16 protein-coding genes are annotated in these 14,870 nt (G+C 66.1%); 9 read left to right on the forward strand and 7 right to left on the reverse strand.

The window, feature by feature from the left end; translation table 11 throughout:
* Positions 1 to 90: 90 nt before the first annotated feature.
* Positions 91 to 882 carry a L,D-transpeptidase gene (locus tag ACRDUX_RS15790; RefSeq protein ID WP_526414957.1) on the reverse strand — a complete coding sequence of 264 codons (792 nt, stop codon included), beginning with the start codon at positions 880 to 882 and terminating at the stop codon, positions 91 to 93.
* A gap of 174 nt (positions 883 to 1,056) precedes the next feature.
* Positions 1,057 to 2,022 carry an aldo/keto reductase gene (locus ACRDUX_RS15795; protein ID WP_526414958.1) on the reverse strand — a complete coding sequence of 322 codons (966 nt, stop codon included), beginning with the start codon at positions 2,020 to 2,022 and terminating at the stop codon, positions 1,057 to 1,059.
* A 332-nt stretch (positions 2,023 to 2,354) separates the two neighbouring features.
* Between ACRDUX_RS15795 and ACRDUX_RS15800 the strand changes: the two genes are divergently transcribed.
* Genes ACRDUX_RS15800 through ACRDUX_RS15810 form a run of 3 tightly spaced genes read left to right on the forward strand, consistent with a single transcriptional unit; the run spans position 2,355 to position 6,035 of the window.
* The gene (locus ACRDUX_RS15800; protein ID WP_526414959.1) at positions 2,355 to 3,359 is read left to right on the forward strand and encodes an alcohol dehydrogenase catalytic domain-containing protein; all 1,005 of its coding nucleotides are present in this window, start codon (positions 2,355 to 2,357) and stop codon (positions 3,357 to 3,359) included.
* Positions 3,359 to 4,708, forward strand: a complete 1,350-nt coding sequence (locus tag ACRDUX_RS15805; protein ID WP_526414960.1) for an MFS transporter — start codon at positions 3,359 to 3,361, stop codon at positions 4,706 to 4,708. The genes ACRDUX_RS15800 and ACRDUX_RS15805 overlap by 1 nt, the downstream gene beginning before the upstream one ends.
* Before the next feature lies 1 nt (position 4,709).
* Positions 4,710 to 6,035 (forward strand): MFS transporter, encoded by a 1,326-nt coding sequence (locus tag ACRDUX_RS15810; protein ID WP_526414961.1) that lies wholly within the window; start codon positions 4,710 to 4,712, stop codon positions 6,033 to 6,035.
* Here ACRDUX_RS15810 and ACRDUX_RS15815 read toward each other — a convergent pair.
* From ACRDUX_RS15815 to ACRDUX_RS15825, 3 genes are all read right to left on the reverse strand, one after another.
* Positions 5,991 to 6,770: a GntR family transcriptional regulator gene (locus tag ACRDUX_RS15815; RefSeq protein WP_526414962.1), complete on the reverse strand. Its 780-nt coding sequence runs from the start codon at positions 6,768 to 6,770 to the stop codon at positions 5,991 to 5,993. The genes ACRDUX_RS15810 and ACRDUX_RS15815 overlap by 45 nt on opposite strands.
* A gap of 95 nt (positions 6,771 to 6,865) precedes the next feature.
* On the reverse strand, positions 6,866 to 7,573 hold the full coding sequence (gene dhaL, locus ACRDUX_RS15820; RefSeq protein ID WP_526414963.1) for a dihydroxyacetone kinase subunit DhaL: 708 nt from the start codon (positions 7,571 to 7,573) through the stop codon (positions 6,866 to 6,868).
* 9 nt (positions 7,574 to 7,582) lie between these two features.
* Entirely contained in the window at positions 7,583 to 8,581 is a 999-nt protein-coding gene (locus ACRDUX_RS15825) for a dihydroxyacetone kinase subunit DhaK (protein ID WP_526414964.1), read from the reverse strand.
* Between the two features lie 150 nt (positions 8,582 to 8,731).
* Between ACRDUX_RS15825 and ACRDUX_RS15830 the strand changes: the two genes are divergently transcribed.
* The 3 genes from ACRDUX_RS15830 to ACRDUX_RS15840 are packed head-to-tail and all read left to right on the forward strand — an operon-like array spanning position 8,732 to position 11,346.
* Positions 8,732 to 9,514, forward strand: coding sequence for a class I fructose-bisphosphate aldolase (locus ACRDUX_RS15830; protein WP_526414965.1), 783 nt, complete (start codon positions 8,732 to 8,734; stop codon positions 9,512 to 9,514).
* 39 nt (positions 9,515 to 9,553) lie between these two features.
* Positions 9,554 to 10,924 (forward strand): FGGY family carbohydrate kinase, encoded by a 1,371-nt coding sequence (locus ACRDUX_RS15835; protein WP_526414966.1) that lies wholly within the window; start codon positions 9,554 to 9,556, stop codon positions 10,922 to 10,924.
* A 41-nt stretch (positions 10,925 to 10,965) separates the two neighbouring features.
* Positions 10,966 to 11,346 (forward strand): nuclear transport factor 2 family protein, encoded by a 381-nt coding sequence (locus ACRDUX_RS15840; RefSeq protein WP_526414967.1) that lies wholly within the window; start codon positions 10,966 to 10,968, stop codon positions 11,344 to 11,346.
* Between the two features lie 7 nt (positions 11,347 to 11,353).
* Here ACRDUX_RS15840 and ACRDUX_RS15845 read toward each other — a convergent pair whose 3' ends face one another.
* On the reverse strand, positions 11,354 to 12,319 hold the full coding sequence (locus ACRDUX_RS15845; protein ID WP_526414968.1) for a helix-turn-helix transcriptional regulator: 966 nt from the start codon (positions 12,317 to 12,319) through the stop codon (positions 11,354 to 11,356).
* Between the two features lie 151 nt (positions 12,320 to 12,470).
* Here ACRDUX_RS15845 and ACRDUX_RS15850 point away from each other — a divergent pair, with 151 nt between their 5' ends.
* Positions 12,471 to 13,055 (forward strand): TetR/AcrR family transcriptional regulator, encoded by a 585-nt coding sequence (locus ACRDUX_RS15850; protein ID WP_526414969.1) that lies wholly within the window; start codon positions 12,471 to 12,473, stop codon positions 13,053 to 13,055.
* Between the two features lie 270 nt (positions 13,056 to 13,325).
* Entirely contained in the window at positions 13,326 to 13,796 is a 471-nt protein-coding gene (locus ACRDUX_RS15855) for a DUF308 domain-containing protein (RefSeq protein ID WP_526414970.1), read from the forward strand.
* A 106-nt stretch (positions 13,797 to 13,902) separates the two neighbouring features.
* Here ACRDUX_RS15855 and ACRDUX_RS15860 read toward each other — a convergent pair whose 3' ends face one another.
* Entirely contained in the window at positions 13,903 to 14,505 is a 603-nt protein-coding gene (locus tag ACRDUX_RS15860; RefSeq protein WP_526414972.1) for an NAD(P)H-dependent oxidoreductase, read from the reverse strand.
* A gap of 21 nt (positions 14,506 to 14,526) precedes the next feature.
* On the opposite strand from ACRDUX_RS15860, the gene ACRDUX_RS15865 reads away from it, so the two are divergent.
* A partial coding sequence (locus ACRDUX_RS15865) for a lipase family protein (protein WP_526414971.1) occupies positions 14,527 to 14,870 on the forward strand: 344 nt, incomplete at its 3' end.

Below are 14,870 nucleotides of genomic sequence, written 5' to 3' on the forward strand. Positions count from 1 at the left end.
ACGTATGGACGCAGAGCCTCGATCGGGATCGGGCGAGTAGCCAGTTAAGAGGTCGACACCGGCTGTCAACCGAATGGTTGACAGCGGCTGCTATTCCTGCACGATTACCGGATCGCCGACCTCGACGGTGTTGAAGTACCACTCTGCCGTCGCTGGGCTCAGGCTGATGCAGCCATGGCTGACATTCTCGTACCCCATCGACTGAACGGCCCACGGTGCCGAATGCACGTAAAGGCCACGGCTGCTGATGCGGACGGCGTAATCCACTGAGAGGCGGTAACCGTCGGGATCGTCGACGGGGATGCCGACGCTACTGGAATCCATGATCACCGAGCGATCCTTCGACAGGACCGTGTAGGTGTCGACGGGTGTCGGGTAGTCCGGCCGCCCCATGGAGGCCAGCAGAACCCCCGCTTCGCCCGCGTGGGGCAGGTGGTGCGGCGCAGGGCCCGTCGCAACGCCGTCGACGGTCACGGTGAACGTGTGTTCCGAGAGGTCGGCGACACCGACGACCGCTGGGCCCGTTGCGAATTCGGTCGGTCTGCTCGCCACCGACAGGGCAATCGTGGTGTGCGCCGGCCAGAATCGGTCGGGAACCCATTGCACGACGTTGTCGTCGAGCCACTGGAATTTGCCCGTCATGGCCACGTTCGACTGGACGTCGATGGCGCGTTCGGCAGCCTGCCGGTTGGCGATGGGTCCGTTGAAGGTGATCACCACGGGGTGTGCCACACCCACTACCTCGCCGCGCGTTGGCAAAATCGACTTGATGACCGAATTGAGCGGGAGACTCACCGCCGTCGTGTCGACGCCGGCCGTACCTCCGGTCATGGTCATGGCGACCACGACCACCCCTAGAACAGACAGTATGACCGCCCGCATCGGCCGAATCCCTTCGAATTAACCGCATCGTCATTAACCGATGTGATCGTACGAGGACGCCGATCCTCGAACCCGCAGGACGCGTTGACAATTCGGTCAAGCCTTCATCACGGTTCGGCCACGGCCAGGCATTGCATCGACGTGGTCGACCGGCGTCGCGAAGTCGGTCAGACGCTAGCGCCATTCCCGTTGAGAGCGGGCCGCCCAATAGTCGTCGGGGTCCTCGCTCACGTCCGCGAGCTCGCCCATCACGTGCACAGGAAGATCGACGTCGGCCCCGGCAAGGTGGGAGGCGATCTGCGCCACGGTGACCGCGCCCGATAGCACGCGCGGCGCCCACGGCTGCTGCAGTGCGGCGGCCATCGCGAGCTGGTCCACGCCGACACCCAACCGATCGGCCAGGCGCGACACCGTGTTCACTCCGGGCGCCGGATCCGAGCTGCCCGGCACCATACGGCCGTTGGCGAAGACTTCCTTGACGATGACCGCGACTCCCGCGTCGTGGGCTTCCGCGAGAGCGGGCGCCACCGAGGTCTCCAGCAGATTCCACGTCGCCTGGACGGAGGAGAACAGGGGTGATCCGTTGACGTCCATCGCGAGGGCGGCGCGAATGGCCGTTGACTGCCGGGGTCCCGAGGTGGACAGTCCGACGCGCACGCCCTCGTCACGAAGGTCGGCAAGCTCGCGTTGTAACGCACGGTCGGTCAGCACCGGGCTGTCCTCTGTCACCGAGTGGACTTGGTACAGGTCGAGGCGATCGCCCAAAAGTGCTTGGGTTTCCCGTAGTTGAGCGCGGAAGGCCTCCAGCGAGTGCTCCTTGACCTCGTGCACCTCCGAGTCCATCCGCCAGTCTCCGACGTAGCGGTAACCCCATTTGGACGCCACCTTTACGTCGGTGGCCTCCGGCCGCGAGGTGAGCCAGTCGGCAAGGAATTCCTCTGCGCGACCGTAGGACCTGGCGGCGTCGACGTAGCGGATGCCGCCTGCGTAGGCGGCATCGAGGACTTCAGCTGTCCTGGTCCGCATTTCGGCGACCGACCGGCCGGCGCCGACGTCCTGGTCTCGCCCACCCGTGAGATACGCCGGGCGCCCCAGCGCGGCCAGTCCCAGTCCGAATCGCTCGACGTGGCGCGTAGTCATGCGCTCGCCCGCCTCTCACCTCAGCTCAATGTTCCAAGGCCGTGGGAGGCCCCGCCAGGTACGACGCCGTCCACCGATCCCACTCGTTCGAATGGCGTGCGCCACGGGCTAGGCGCACGTCGTGGATGAAGTCGCCACCTTCATGGGCGATCGTACGCTTGAAGGGAGTGACCCCCGTCTCGTAGTTCGAGAGTATGACCACTTCACAGCATTGTCCATACAGTACGTATGATCTAGACGATACGGTCGACCGTGTGTAAGGTGCATCACAGTGTCATGGCCTACCGGCACCCGGGCACGGACTACGAGGCGTAGAACACGAGGTGGAGACAATGCGTGCAGTCGTACTCGACGGGCAGGGCAACTACGAGGCGGCCGACAAGCCCCGTCCGGCTGCCGGACCGGACGAGCTGGTCGTCGAACCCGTCGCCGTTGGCGTGTGCGGCACAGACCTTCACCTCGTCATCGGCGACTATCCCACCGGCAGGTTCCCCGTCGTGCCAGGGCACGAGTTCGCGGGCCGCATCGTCGAGGTCGGCTCGGCCGTCACCAGGTTTCACGTCGGCCAGCGCGTCGCGGTCGACCCGAACGTGGCCTGCGGCAAGTGTCCCGACTGCCTTGGCGGCCAGCCGAATCTTTGCGACTTCCTGGTGCCGATCGGCGTCACGTCCGACGGAGCGTGCGCGGAATTGGTCGCGGTCCCCGAGAAGGTGACCTACCTGCTGCCCGACGGATTGAGCATGTCCGCAGGCGCGCTGATCGAACCACTGTCGTGTGTGCTCCACGCGTTGGACCGCACCCCGCCGCTGACCGACCGTCGCGTGACGGTCTTCGGCGCAGGGTCGATCGGGCTACTGGCGGTGGTCGTCGCGCGAGCAGCCGGCGCCCGATTCGTTCAGGTGGTCGAACCCAGCCCGGCGCGCCGCAAGGCCGCCCTTGACCTCGGCGCCGACGACGCCGTGAGCGCCGAAGAGCAGCTCCCGCCACGCAGTACCGACGTCGCCATCGAGGCCAGTGGTCATCCCGCCGCCGTGGCAGCCGCGATCGACCTGCTCGACAAGCGCGGCACCCTGCTCCAGATGGGTGTCGTCAGCGCAGAGACGACCATCCCGCTGCGCCCATACGACCTGTTCGACCGTGAGCTGACCTTCGTCGGATCCCAGTCGGTCGCAACGTCATTCGCTGCAGCCGTGGCGATGATGCCCGATATCGGCGCCACCGTCGAACGGTTGGTCACCCACACCTTCCCGCTGGAGCAGTACGGCGAAGCCATCACCGCCGCGCACAGCGACTCCGCGCTCAAGGTCCAGATCTTCCCGAACGGAACGGAACACTGATGTCCAACGCCATCGCGAACAGCCGATTCGCCCCCTTCATCGAGCGCATCGGTCTTCCACCCGCACTGTTCCTCGGTTTCGTCGGCCTGCTCTTCTTCATGATCGGCGACGGAGTCGAATCGGGATACATCTCGCCGTACCTGGCCGAGAACGGCGCGGGCAGCGCTCATCGCGCCGCCATCATCATCAGCGTCTACGGCCTCATGGTGACGCTGGGATCCTGGCTCTCGGGCGCACTGTCGGAAACCTGGGGTCCACGACGAGTGATGTGGATCGGCCTCGGCATCTGGGCGACGTTCGAAGTTCTCTTCCTGGCCGTCGCGCTCACCACGGACAACTACGTGCTGATGCTGGTGTTCTACGGCATCCGCGGCCTCGGATATCCCCTGTTCGCCTACGGCTTCCTCGTCTGGGTGCTGGCCGCAAGTCCGGCGAGGCGGCTCGGGTCAGCCGTTGGCTGGTTCTACTTCGCGTTCACCGGCGGCCTTCCCACTCTGGGCTCGTTGCTGGCCAGCGGTACCGAACCGGTCATCGGCGAGTACGCCACCCTGTGGCTGTCCCTTGGCATCGTCGTCGCCGGTGGTCTTCTGGTACTCCTCGGCCTGCGCGGGGTGACCGGTGGTGGTCGGCTGGCTGCGGCATCCACCACGACCCGCCAGAGCCTGATCGACAGCATCGCGATCGCGTTCCAGAACCCAAGGGTGGGCATCGGCTGCATCATCCGGATCATCAACACCGCACCACAATTCGGGTTCCTGGTCTTCCTCCCGGCGATCTTCGCCGATACCCTGGGCTTCGGCACCGCAGGGTGGCTGCAGCTGGTGTTCATCATCGGTGCGTCCAACATCTTCGCCAACCTGCTGTTCGGCATCATCAGCGACAAGATGGGCTGGCATCGCACCCTGCGGATCTTCGGCTGCCTTGGGTCGGCGGTCAGCAGCCTGGCTCTGTACTTCCTGCCGCACGCCGTCCCCCAGTACTGGGTGGCCGGTCTGTGCGCCGCGTTCTTCGGCATCACCCTGGCCGGGTTCACCCCAATCTCCGTGCTGATGTCCCTGATCGCGCCGGAGAAGAAGGGCAACGCCATCGCCGTGTTGAACCTGGGCGCAGGCGCCGCCACGTTCGTCGGCCCCTTGATCGTGGCGATCTTCCTCGACGTGATCGGCCCTGGCGGCGTCACCATCGTCTTCGCCGCCCTCTACGTGCTGGCCGCGGTGCTGGTGCGCTGGCTGAAGCTGCCGCCCGAGTCTCAGGAAATCGTCGACAAGGGTCTGAGCCTCAACGATCTCGACGTCGAAAGCCATCAGATCGTCGAAAACACCCGCCCCGCACACGCACCAGGAGCATGACATGACCGAGGCAAGCACTCACAGCGCCCCGCTCGGGCGGCTGGCCCGGCTCGTCGACAAGGCAGGCATGCCCCCGGCTCTCCTGCTGGGCTTCGTCGGCCTGCTGTTCTTCATGATCGGCGACGGCGTCGAGTCGAACTACCTGTCGCCGTTCCTCATTCACGGCGAGCACTACTCCGAGTCGTCCACCGCGCTGACCATCAGCATGTACGGCATCTTCGTCACCGTGGGTTCCTGGCTGGCCGGAACCCTGTCCTCGATTCTGGGTCCCCGGCGCGTGATGTCGATCGGCGCGGCGTCGTGGGTGATTCTGGAAGTCTTCTTCCTCCTCCCCGGAATCGCCATGGACACACCGTGGATCGCGATAACGGCCTACGCCATCCGCGGCATCGGCTACCCGTTCTTCGCCTATGCCTTCCTGGTGTGGATCAACCTTGCCACCCCGCCGCACCAGCGCGGCAGCTCCGTCGGCTGGTTCTGGTTCGCGTTCGGCGCCGGTCTGCCCACCCTCGGCTCGCTGCTTGCCAGCGCGACCATCCCGGTCATCGGTGAATACGGAACCTTCTGGTTGGCAACGGTTCTCGTCGTCGCGGGGGCCGCGATGGCGTTGTTCGGGATTCGCGATCTGACGTACGCCGGGCCGACCGGTCACGACGGCGCCGTCCAAGAGCTCGTCAAGGGCATCACCATCTTGTGGCGTGACCGGCGCGTCGCGGCCGGGGCGTTCGTCCGGCTGGTCAATACCGCGCCGAACTTCGCGCTCTTCGTCGTCGCCCCACTGTTCTTCGTCGACCGAATCGGGTTCTCCCAGGGCACCTACCTGATGATCGTCACCGTCGTCTACACCGCGAACATCTTCGCGAACCTGGCCTTCGGCATTCTCGGCGACCGCTTCGGCTGGCGACGCACCGTCACCTGGTTCGGCTGTGTCATGTGCGGCGTCGGCATTCTGCTGCTGTACTACGTGCCGCTGCTCGTCGGGCCCAACGTCGCACTGGTGATGTTGTGCTGGGCGGTGTTCGGCATCGGGCTGGCCGGCTTCGTGCCCTTGACCGCGCTGGTGCCGTCAATGGTGCCGCCAGAGGACCGCGGCAGCGCACTGGCCGTGTACACGTTGGCCGCCGGACTGTCCGCGTTCGTCGGGCCGGCATTGGTGGGGCTGCTCGGCGGGGTCGCGCACATGTCGACGCTGATCTGGACGTTCGCGGCCCTGTACGCCGTGGCGGCCGCGGTCACCTACGTGCTGCGCACCGACAGCGACCCGGGCTCGGAGGCCGCCCGCTCAGCGGCCGGGGCCGAGGTCGAGCGCGCCGACGTTGACCTCTAGGGGGACGACGTCGCTGCGCACCCACGTCTCGTAGACGTCGTAGCGCAGACCCTCCGACGTCCACGACGTCGAGCGGATGCAGAGCATCGGCTCCGATTTCTCGACGCCAAGCGCATCGCAGATCTCCGCGCTGGGGAGCTGCGCGCGGATGATTCGGTTCGCGCCACCCATGACGAACCCGGCGTTGGCCAGCAGCGTGGTCAGCGACGCGCGACCGGTGAGCACCTCGGCAGCAGCAGCCAACACCGGAGCGATGTTCGGTGGACTGTAGTTGATGCTGTACAGCGCTGGGGTTCCGTCCAGTGAACGGACCCGGACCAACTCGAACCCCGCTGTCCCATCGGGCAAGTCGAGAGAGCGACAAGCGTAGGGCGGCAATGCGACGGCCCCCGAGCGGACGACGCGGGTGGTGACCGAGCGGTTCTGGTGACCGATCGCGTTCTCGAGGAACCCCTCCTTGCCCTGGATCATCCAGCCGGTGCCATCGGGTGGCTCGCTGGCGAAGACGCCACGGTTGGGGATCCGCTTGGCCGCGCCGCGCGATTCGAGGAATTGCATGGCTTGGCGCACGGTGGCACGGGAGAGCCCGAACTCGACGGAGAGGTCGTTCTCGCTGGGCAGTCGCGCCCCGCGCTCGATGCTCCCGGAGGAGATCCGGCTCTCCAGCACATGCGCCAACTGCTGGTAGTAGGGCACCGCGGACTGCCGGTCGATGGAGTCGTCGGTGACGGTCACGCGTCTGCTCCCTTCGATCTCCTCAGTACGGACAATCCCGATGGTATGCAGCGGTTGCCTTCAGCATCGGGAGGCTGGCCCCATTGCCAGCGGGGTCAACTCCCGATCCAGGACACGTCCACGGCCGCGTCGCCACCCCCCGCACCCGCCGCCGCGCAGGCCACCATGATCGCGACCGCCGCAGCACCGGGGTCCAGTACCCCACGGGAGACCTCGCCGACGTAGGAGGCGCGACCCCGGCGGGCGATGATGTCGCTGGTGCTGCGGGCGCCGTCCACGGCCGCCGCCGCGGCGGCCTCGAGCGCGGTGACGGGGTCGTCCCCGGCGGCCGCCCTGGCGGTGAGCGCATCCGCCGCGGGGGCGATCGCATCGACCATCGTCTTGTGTCCCACCTCGGCCTTGCCGTAGCGCTGCACGGTCGCCAGGCCGTTTCGCAGGCCAGTCGCCAGCTCCGTCAGCGTCGGCGTCGGCTCGGTGGTGCACCGGGCCAGGTCGCGGAAGAACATTCCGAACAGTGGACCACTGGTGCCACCGGTGCCGAGGAAGCCACGCGACACGGCGGTGAGCCACTGGGGGTAGGTGTCCGGTGCGGTCGTGTCGATCTCACCGCGCACCCGGGTGAAGGCCGAGGTCAGGTTGGCGCCGAAGTCACCGTCGCCGGACTGGCGGTCGAGTTCCCCGAGGGATTCGGCCGCGCCCGTGTTGGTGTTCCCGGCCGATCCCAGCACGGTGGCCAGCATCGCGGTGACCCAGTGGGCGGCGAACTCGTTGGGCAGCGTCGTGTCAGCAGCGGTGTCGTTCATCGTGGGTCCTTACCAGGTCAGGGCGGGGGTACGCACCGGGGCGTCCCACAGCTTGAGGAGATCGTCGTCCACGGGCGTGAGAGTGACCGAAAACCCGTGCATGTCAAGGGATGTGACGTAGGAACCGGCCAGTGTGCGGGCTACGCCGATGCCGAGGCCGCCAAGCAGACGGTGCACCGAGCGGGCGGCGATCGACAACTCCAGCGGGTAGGTGCTGCCGAGTCCGTTGACGATCGCGATGACCGCCTGACCGCGGGTCAGGCCCAGGTCGGCGACCAGGGGGTTGACGAGCATCTCGGTCAAGGCGTCCGCATCGGCGAATTGCACTCGCCCCCTCCCTCTTTCGCCATGAATGCCGACTCCTAGCTCGACCTCGTCGGCGCCGAGCTCGAAGGCGGGCCGGTTCTGGCCGGGATGGGTTCCCGCCTCCAGGGCGAGGCTCATCGTGCGTGAGGTCGCGGCAACCCGTCGTCCGAGGGCGGCGACCTCGTCGAGGGGCGCACCGGCCTCGGCGCATGCTCCCACCATCTTCTCGACCGTGACCACGGCAGCCGTTCCGCGACGTCCTGGGCCGTCCTCGTCGCCGGTGTCGGTGGCCAGGTCGTCGTCGACCAGCACGATTCGCGTCTCGATTGCGTCATCCCCGGCGAGCTCACCGGCGATGGTGAAGTTCAGGACGTCGCCGGTGTAGTTCTTCACGATCTGCACCACCCCGCGGCCCGAGTCGGCCGCGACCGTGCCCTCCTGGACCTGCAGGGCCGTCGGGCTCGCGAAGACCGCGCCCGGCACGGCCACGTCCAACATGCCGCGTCCGACGAACCCCGCATGCAGCGGCTCGTGACCTGCCCCGCCGCCCGACACCACGCCGACCTTGTCGCGGGCCGGCGTCCGCCTGCACACGTACCCCGCGCTTGGCTCGTACCGGATGAGATCGGGAAAGCACAGTTCCAGACCCTCCAGCGCCTGAGGCACCACGTCGTCCGGACTGTTGATGATCTGCCGCTTCACTGCGCTCCTCGATCTCGTCGTCTTGCCCAATTGTGACCCAAGCCATATAGTACCGTACTGTACGTACAATACGTACAATCGTGAATATCCATCCCGCGGTTACCCACCGACGCGGCAACCCCGCTCACCATCGAGAGAAGTGGACATCAGATGAGCATGGAATACCGGATGCGCCGGACGCTGCCGAACAATCGCGCCGCGATCATCGTCCCCGTCGACCACGGTCTGATCTTCAACCGGATCAAGGGCCTGGAGACCCCGTCGGCGCCGTTCGCCGAGTGGGCCGGATCCGACATCACCGGCTTCATGATGACGCCCGGCCAGGTCAAGCAGACCGAGGTGTTCTTCGCCGAGCACCCCCACCTGTCGCGGGTGCTGACCATCGACACCTACTACGACTTCACCCAGCTCGACGGCGGCGGATCGCACTCCTTGATCACCACCGTCGAGGAAGCCGTCCGGATGGGCGTCGATGCGGTGAAGATGCTCTTCCCGTGGAACATGTCGCGCTCCGAGCGGGCGGCGATGTGCTCGCGCGTCGGCAAGGTCGTCACCGCCTGCGACGCATGGGACATCCCGCTCGTGCTCGAGCCCGTCCTCATGGGCGCGCCCCGCACCGAGGAGGTCGCCGTCGAAGAGGAGCAGGTCGCCCGAATCGCCTACGACCTCGGTGCACACATCATCAAGATTGCCTTCCCCGGCGAAGAGCGCACCGCGCGTCTCGTCGAAGAGCTCGGCGTACCACTGGTCATCGCAGGCGGTCCGCTCTCCGGTGAGGTGTCCGAGACCGTCGAAGCGGTCGCGGGAACCTTGCGCGCAGGCGCCCGCGGCGTCATCGTGGGACGCAACATCTGGCAGCGTGAGCGTAGCGAGGGCGAGACCGTGCTCAAGGAGATCGCCGCGCTGACTCATGACGTCAGCTTCGCCGGCTGAGCGCCGACGGGCGGCGCTGAACACGAAGGAACGGTGGTCATGGCTCGAAGCCGCAGCGCCCGATCGCCGGTGGTGTGTGGAGTCGACATCGGCAGCACCAACACCAAAGCGATCGCACTCGATCCCCGTGGTGTCGTCGTCAGCCGACGCAGACGGACGACACCACGGGTCGCGGCCGGCGGCGCTGTCGACGCCTTGGCGTTGCTCGGGGCCATCGAGGAGATGATCCTCGAAATCTGTTCCGACAGCTACCTCATTCACGCGGTCTGCGTGGCCGGTGTCGGCGAGGACGGTGTCCTCGTCGACGACGAGATGACCCCGATCACCGGGGCGTTGGCCTGGTTCGACCCTCGCCGCGCCGACGTGTTCGCAGCCCTGTCTCCACGACTCGCGCCGTACCCGAACCCGTGTGTGGGCGACGACGCGGCGCGGACGATCGTGGGGTGGCGCTGGGCGGTCGATCAACCGGGCGCCTCGCGGGCGCGATCGTGGCTGGCGCTGACCGACTACGCCTCCAGCGTGTGGACCGGCACGACCTTCATCAGCGACAGCCTGGCCGCGCGCACCGCCGCCTGGGACGGGCGCACCCGACGATGGGTCGACGACCGCGTCGCGGCGAGCATCGGCACCGCAGCGCTGCTGCCACCGGTGCGCCGCGCGGGAGACGTCATCGGCGACTGCGTCTCCAGCCGGCTCGCGTCGGCGGGGGTGCTCGCCGCTGACGCCGTCGTCGTCGCAGGCGGACACGATCATCCCATCGGCGGATGGGGCGTCCACCAGATGGATCCGAAGTCCATCCTGGATTCGATGGGCACGGCCGAAGTCGTGGTCGCACAATCCCCCGACGCTGACGTCGAGCACGGCGCCGACGTCGACGTTGCGCCCGGCATCCGCTCTGCCGGGACCACCGTCCTAAGCGTCGAGGAGCTCGACCGCAACGTGCAGTGGGCGTCCCGGGACGAACAGGTCAGCGCCACACTGGAATCCATCATCGCCGGCGAACGCCAACCCGATCGGTTCCTTCACGTTCCTGCCTTCATCGCTGGCGCCCGCGGCGGGGGGACGCCCCGCTACACCGACGACGCGCCGACCGCGGCCATCTCACGGGCTTCGGCCGTGCTCGGGGCCCTGGCCCGCATCGGCGAACACGCACTCCAGGGTGTCGCGGCCCACCTCCCATCTCAGCCACACGTGTACGCCGCAGGCGGCTGGTCCCGCTCGCCGGGCTGGGTCACTGCCAAGGCTGCCGTCACCGGACGCGACGTCACCGTCATCCCCGAGCCCCAAGTCACCGCGACCGGCGCCGCACTGCTGGCTGCCAAGGCGATCCAGTGGGACCCCTCCCCCTCCGTCGCACTTGGGATGGTGTCGTCGACGAATCAGCGACTCGACGAGGTGTCGTCGGTTTGAGCAGCACATACTGAGACGGTTGTGCTGTCGGAAGGATCGCGATGAGTGATGACGACGTCCGAGCCGCTTTGGAGCGCCACTGGGCGGCCTCCGACGCCAATGACTTCGCCGCCGAGCACCAAATCTACCGGGATGACGCGGTTCTCGAGTATCCGCAATCGGGCGAACGCATCCGTGGGCGCGCCAACATCGAGGCGTCGCGCGTCGCTCAGCCAAGCGCGAAGCGCTTCACCGTGCGGCGGATGCTCGGCAGCGGAGATCTTTGGGTCAGCGAGCTCGTCCTGACGTATGACGGGAAGCCGTTCTACGTCGTCAGCGTCATGGAGTTCGAGGATGCAGAGGTGGTCCGCGAGACGCAGTACTTCGGCGAGGCCTTCGAGCCGGGGCCATCCCGGGCGCAATGGGTCGAACGAATCGAATGAGCGGGTGTCATGAATCGCTGATGGCGACGGTCGCCTCGCGACCGATGACGTGAGGAACGTGGCCGTAGGTCTCTCGGTAGTGGTGGGTGAACCGGTCCACGTTGGCGAATCCCCACCGGTGGGCGATCGCGCTGACAGTCGCGGCCGCACCGAGACTGGCTTCGAGGTCGTGGTGGGCGTAATGCAGGCGAACCCTACGAACGTATTCCATTGGGGTGCAGTCGCGGTGACGGCGGAACAAGTACCGCAGCGACCGCGATGTCGTGTCGGCCGCTGCCGCGATGTCGGCGAGGGAGATATCAGTGTGGGCGTTGTCGTCGATGAACGCGATCGCCTGCCGAAGTCGTACCGGGCTGGCCTCCGGGCGGCCTCCGGCACCGGGATCCTGGCACGTCGTGTGGGGGAGCGCCGACAGCACGCTGGCCGCCAGGTAACGAGATAGCGCTCCTGCCATCAACGGCTCCTGCACCGCATGCGGGTTCGCGACGACGCCGTGGCGCACGTAGTCGATGGCGTCCACCAGCAGCCGGTTGGCATCGGGGTTCATCGGCACTGTCGAGGTCAGCCGTACTGACTGGTCGTGCGCGACCTCGCCGAGCAGGTGCCTGCCCACCGCGACGATGTCGTACAGCGCGCGGTGCACGGCGCCGGAGTATGGCACTCCGTCGAGGGCGCCAAACGCGACCACCTTGCCTGGACCGAACGCTTCGTGCTCGTGCGGGAGCTGTTCTTCGATGACACCTGAACGGACCCGGCACAGCAGGATGTCGTCGGGCGGCTCCATGTCGTAGCTGAAGTCATAGCCGAAGTGGGCTTCGTCGACGGTGAACGGGCCGGCTTTCGTTCGCCATATCCGAGCTTTGGTGGACGCTCCTGCGGCCTTCGCGCCGATGCGGATTTCGGCGAAGTTGGTCCCAAGGATCTCCTCGGTCTCGCCGAGGTCGTCGCTGTGGAGCAGGAAGGTGCCTACCATTTCTCCCCGCTCAGCTCACGCCCTTGCATCCCATAAGTATGGTATTCCCCGTCGGTCCGTACCGTTCACCGAATTCCGTCGATTGCGGCGACGAGCGCCACAAAGCCTCGTCTCTTGACTTGCCTACCTACTAGTAGGTAGCGTCACGCTCATGGGCAACGCCGCCGCAACTTCTGACGACATCATCAGTTGCGCTCGCTCATTGATAATCTCCGGGGGGTACAACGGCTTTAGTTACGCCGACATTGCCGACGTCGTCGGAATTCGCAAGGCAAGCATTCATCACCATTTTCCTACCAAAGTCGATCTGGTCCGCACTCTCGTGGAGCGGTATCGCGAAGAGGTCGATGCGGGGATCGCAGAATTCGAACGACGCTTTCCCGATCCGATGGATCAAATCCGCGCCTACATCGGCTATTGGGAGGGTTGCATCGGCGACGCAACCACCACCTTTTGCGTTTGCGCCTTACTTGCAAGCGAAATTCCCCTGCTCCCAGAGGAAATCGTTCGGGAGCTGAGGGCTCATTTCCACACGCTGTCGGCGTGGCTGACGTCCCTGCTCGAGCGAGGCGCAGATCAGGGCAATATCGTTCTGAGTGGCACCGCACGGTCCGAGGCCGAGACCGTTGTGGCGACCGTGCACGGCGCCATGCTGTCGGCTCGGGCGTACGGCGACGCCAAGGTCTTCGGGGTTATCACGCAGGCCTTGATCGAAAGGCTTGCGGCCCGCCAGTAGTCACGGCGGGATAAAAACATTCGAGTCACATAAATATCTACCATCTAGTAGGTAGGTTGCTGAACAAACGCGTCACCACGAGCAACGCGCCGTGACACTTCGGTCACTCGCGTCTTTCCTCTAATTGGAAAACAGGAGAAGGAAATGACAGAGAAGGTCCTTACGAAGCCAAGCTCTTCCGAGGGAAACAAGTGGCTGAAATCCTATTACTTCACGCGAGCCGCAGTTTCACTCGTCTGGGTAGCTGCCGCATTCACGGTGGCACCCAGCATGACCGCCCTCGTCGGCGGTCTCCTTCTGATCTATCCGGCCTGGGACGCCGCTGCCAACATCGCGGACGCACAGCGCAACGGAGGAATGAAGCGCAACCCGACTCAGGCTCTCAACACCGTCGTCAGCGGGCTGACGACGGCGGCCGTAGCCATCGCACTCGGGATGAGCATGAACGCGGTGCTCGGCGTGTTCGGGGTGTGGGCGGCGCTGGCAGGTCTCTTTCAGCTCGCGACGGGCATTCGCCGTTGGAAGAGCTACGGCGCGCAGTGGCCGATGATCCTCAGCGGTGCCCAGTCGGCATTCGCGGGCGTCATGTTCCTCAAGGAGGCAAACGCGCCCGAGGTCCCGGGCATTGCCGCCATCGCTCCCTATGCCGCATTCGGCGCCTTCTACTTCCTCGTCTCGGCCCTGTGGCTGACCGTCTCAGACGTGCGACGCCGGCGGCGGTCCGTCGAGCCGAGCAGCTGAAGTCAGATTCTCGACGCAGTGCTGCAGTCGACGTGCCGACCCGCGCCGGTGAGGGTGATCATCAAGCGGTCCCGGGCCGGACGGGTTCGGCACGCGGCAAACAGCCTTACTGCCAGCTTTCAGCACACTCGAGGAATTCGCGGCGCACCTCGTCGATGGGACGGTGAAAGTCCCCCACGGCCGCTGGCGGCTCGGTATGCACCACGAAAGCTTCGACGGCCATGCTCATGAAGCCACCGAGAACGGCGAAGAACGGACCGAGGACGAAATCGGCCCGCGGATCAGCGCCGGTCGGCGTTGCACGCGACGACACTACGGCCACTCGCTTCCCTTGCAATGGGGCGATTCCCTCCTCCGGAGGTGAAGTGGCACCCAGGACGTGAACGTAGTCGACCCATGCCTTGAGGGTCGAGGGCATCGAGAAGTTGTACATGGGTGCGCCGATCACGATCCCGGCAGCGCCGGAGAGTTCTCCGATCAACTCATCCTGGAGACGAGTTGCCTCGGACGTCGGGCCGATGCCGTCCTCGGGTCGCCGTGGTGCGGTGAAGTGCAAGGTGTTGGTGGGCAGGTGCGGCAGCGGACTACTGTGCAGGTCTCGGCGCCGGATCTCACGCTCGGAACCTCCAGCGATCCAACGTTGCGCGAACTCGGCGGTCAGCCGACGCGAGACCGAGGAGCGGAGATTGGCAGAGGAATCGGCAAGCAGTGCGCCGGCTCAAAGCAACTCGTGTCCGGCAAGGAATACGAGATCGCGAACATCGTCGCTGCGCTCAAGCGCGGTTACGCAGTCGTGATCACGGACTACGACGGATACACGCTGGGCGGCAAGCCCACCTACTCGGTTGCTGGAAACGCTGGCCGCGCAGTGCTGGACATCGTCCGCGCCGCCGATGACATCCCGCTGGTCGGGATCAGCGCGAGCAACAAGACCGCGATCTGGGGCTACTCAATCGGCGGTCAGGCTGCTGCATCGGCGGGCGAACTCGAGAGCAGCTACGCCGCTGAACTCAACATCGTCGCCGTCGCCGCCGGTGGAGTTCCCGCCGACCTTCGAGCAACCGCGCAGAATCT

Source organism: Mycobacterium sp. (assembly GCF_050701675.1).
Classification (GTDB): Bacteria; Actinomycetota; Actinomycetes; order Mycobacteriales; family Mycobacteriaceae; genus Mycobacterium.

Bases quoted from the DNA above. Each gene is read 5' to 3' on its own strand.
- ACRDUX_RS15790 (WP_526414957.1), bottom strand. From the start codon at position 882: ATGCGGGCGGTCATACTGTCTGTTCTAGGGGTGGTCGTGGTCGCCATG.
- ACRDUX_RS15795 (WP_526414958.1), bottom strand. From the start codon at position 2,022: ATGACTACGCGCCACGTCGAGCGATTCGGACTGGGACTGGCCGCGCTG.
- ACRDUX_RS15800 (WP_526414959.1), top strand. From the start codon at position 2,355: ATGCGTGCAGTCGTACTCGACGGGCAGGGCAACTACGAGGCGGCCGAC.
- ACRDUX_RS15805 (WP_526414960.1), top strand. From the start codon at position 3,359: ATGTCCAACGCCATCGCGAACAGCCGATTCGCCCCCTTCATCGAGCGC.
- ACRDUX_RS15810 (WP_526414961.1), top strand. From the start codon at position 4,710: ATGACCGAGGCAAGCACTCACAGCGCCCCGCTCGGGCGGCTGGCCCGG.
- dhaL (WP_526414963.1), bottom strand. From the start codon at position 7,573: ATGAACGACACCGCTGCTGACACGACGCTGCCCAACGAGTTCGCCGCC.
- ACRDUX_RS15830 (WP_526414965.1), top strand. From the start codon at position 8,732: ATGAGCATGGAATACCGGATGCGCCGGACGCTGCCGAACAATCGCGCC.
- ACRDUX_RS15835 (WP_526414966.1), top strand. From the start codon at position 9,554: ATGGCTCGAAGCCGCAGCGCCCGATCGCCGGTGGTGTGTGGAGTCGAC.
- ACRDUX_RS15840 (WP_526414967.1), top strand. From the start codon at position 10,966: ATGAGTGATGACGACGTCCGAGCCGCTTTGGAGCGCCACTGGGCGGCC.
- ACRDUX_RS15845 (WP_526414968.1), bottom strand. From the start codon at position 12,319: ATGGTAGGCACCTTCCTGCTCCACAGCGACGACCTCGGCGAGACCGAG.
- ACRDUX_RS15850 (WP_526414969.1), top strand. From the start codon at position 12,471: ATGGGCAACGCCGCCGCAACTTCTGACGACATCATCAGTTGCGCTCGC.
- ACRDUX_RS15855 (WP_526414970.1), top strand. From the start codon at position 13,326: ATGACCGCCCTCGTCGGCGGTCTCCTTCTGATCTATCCGGCCTGGGAC.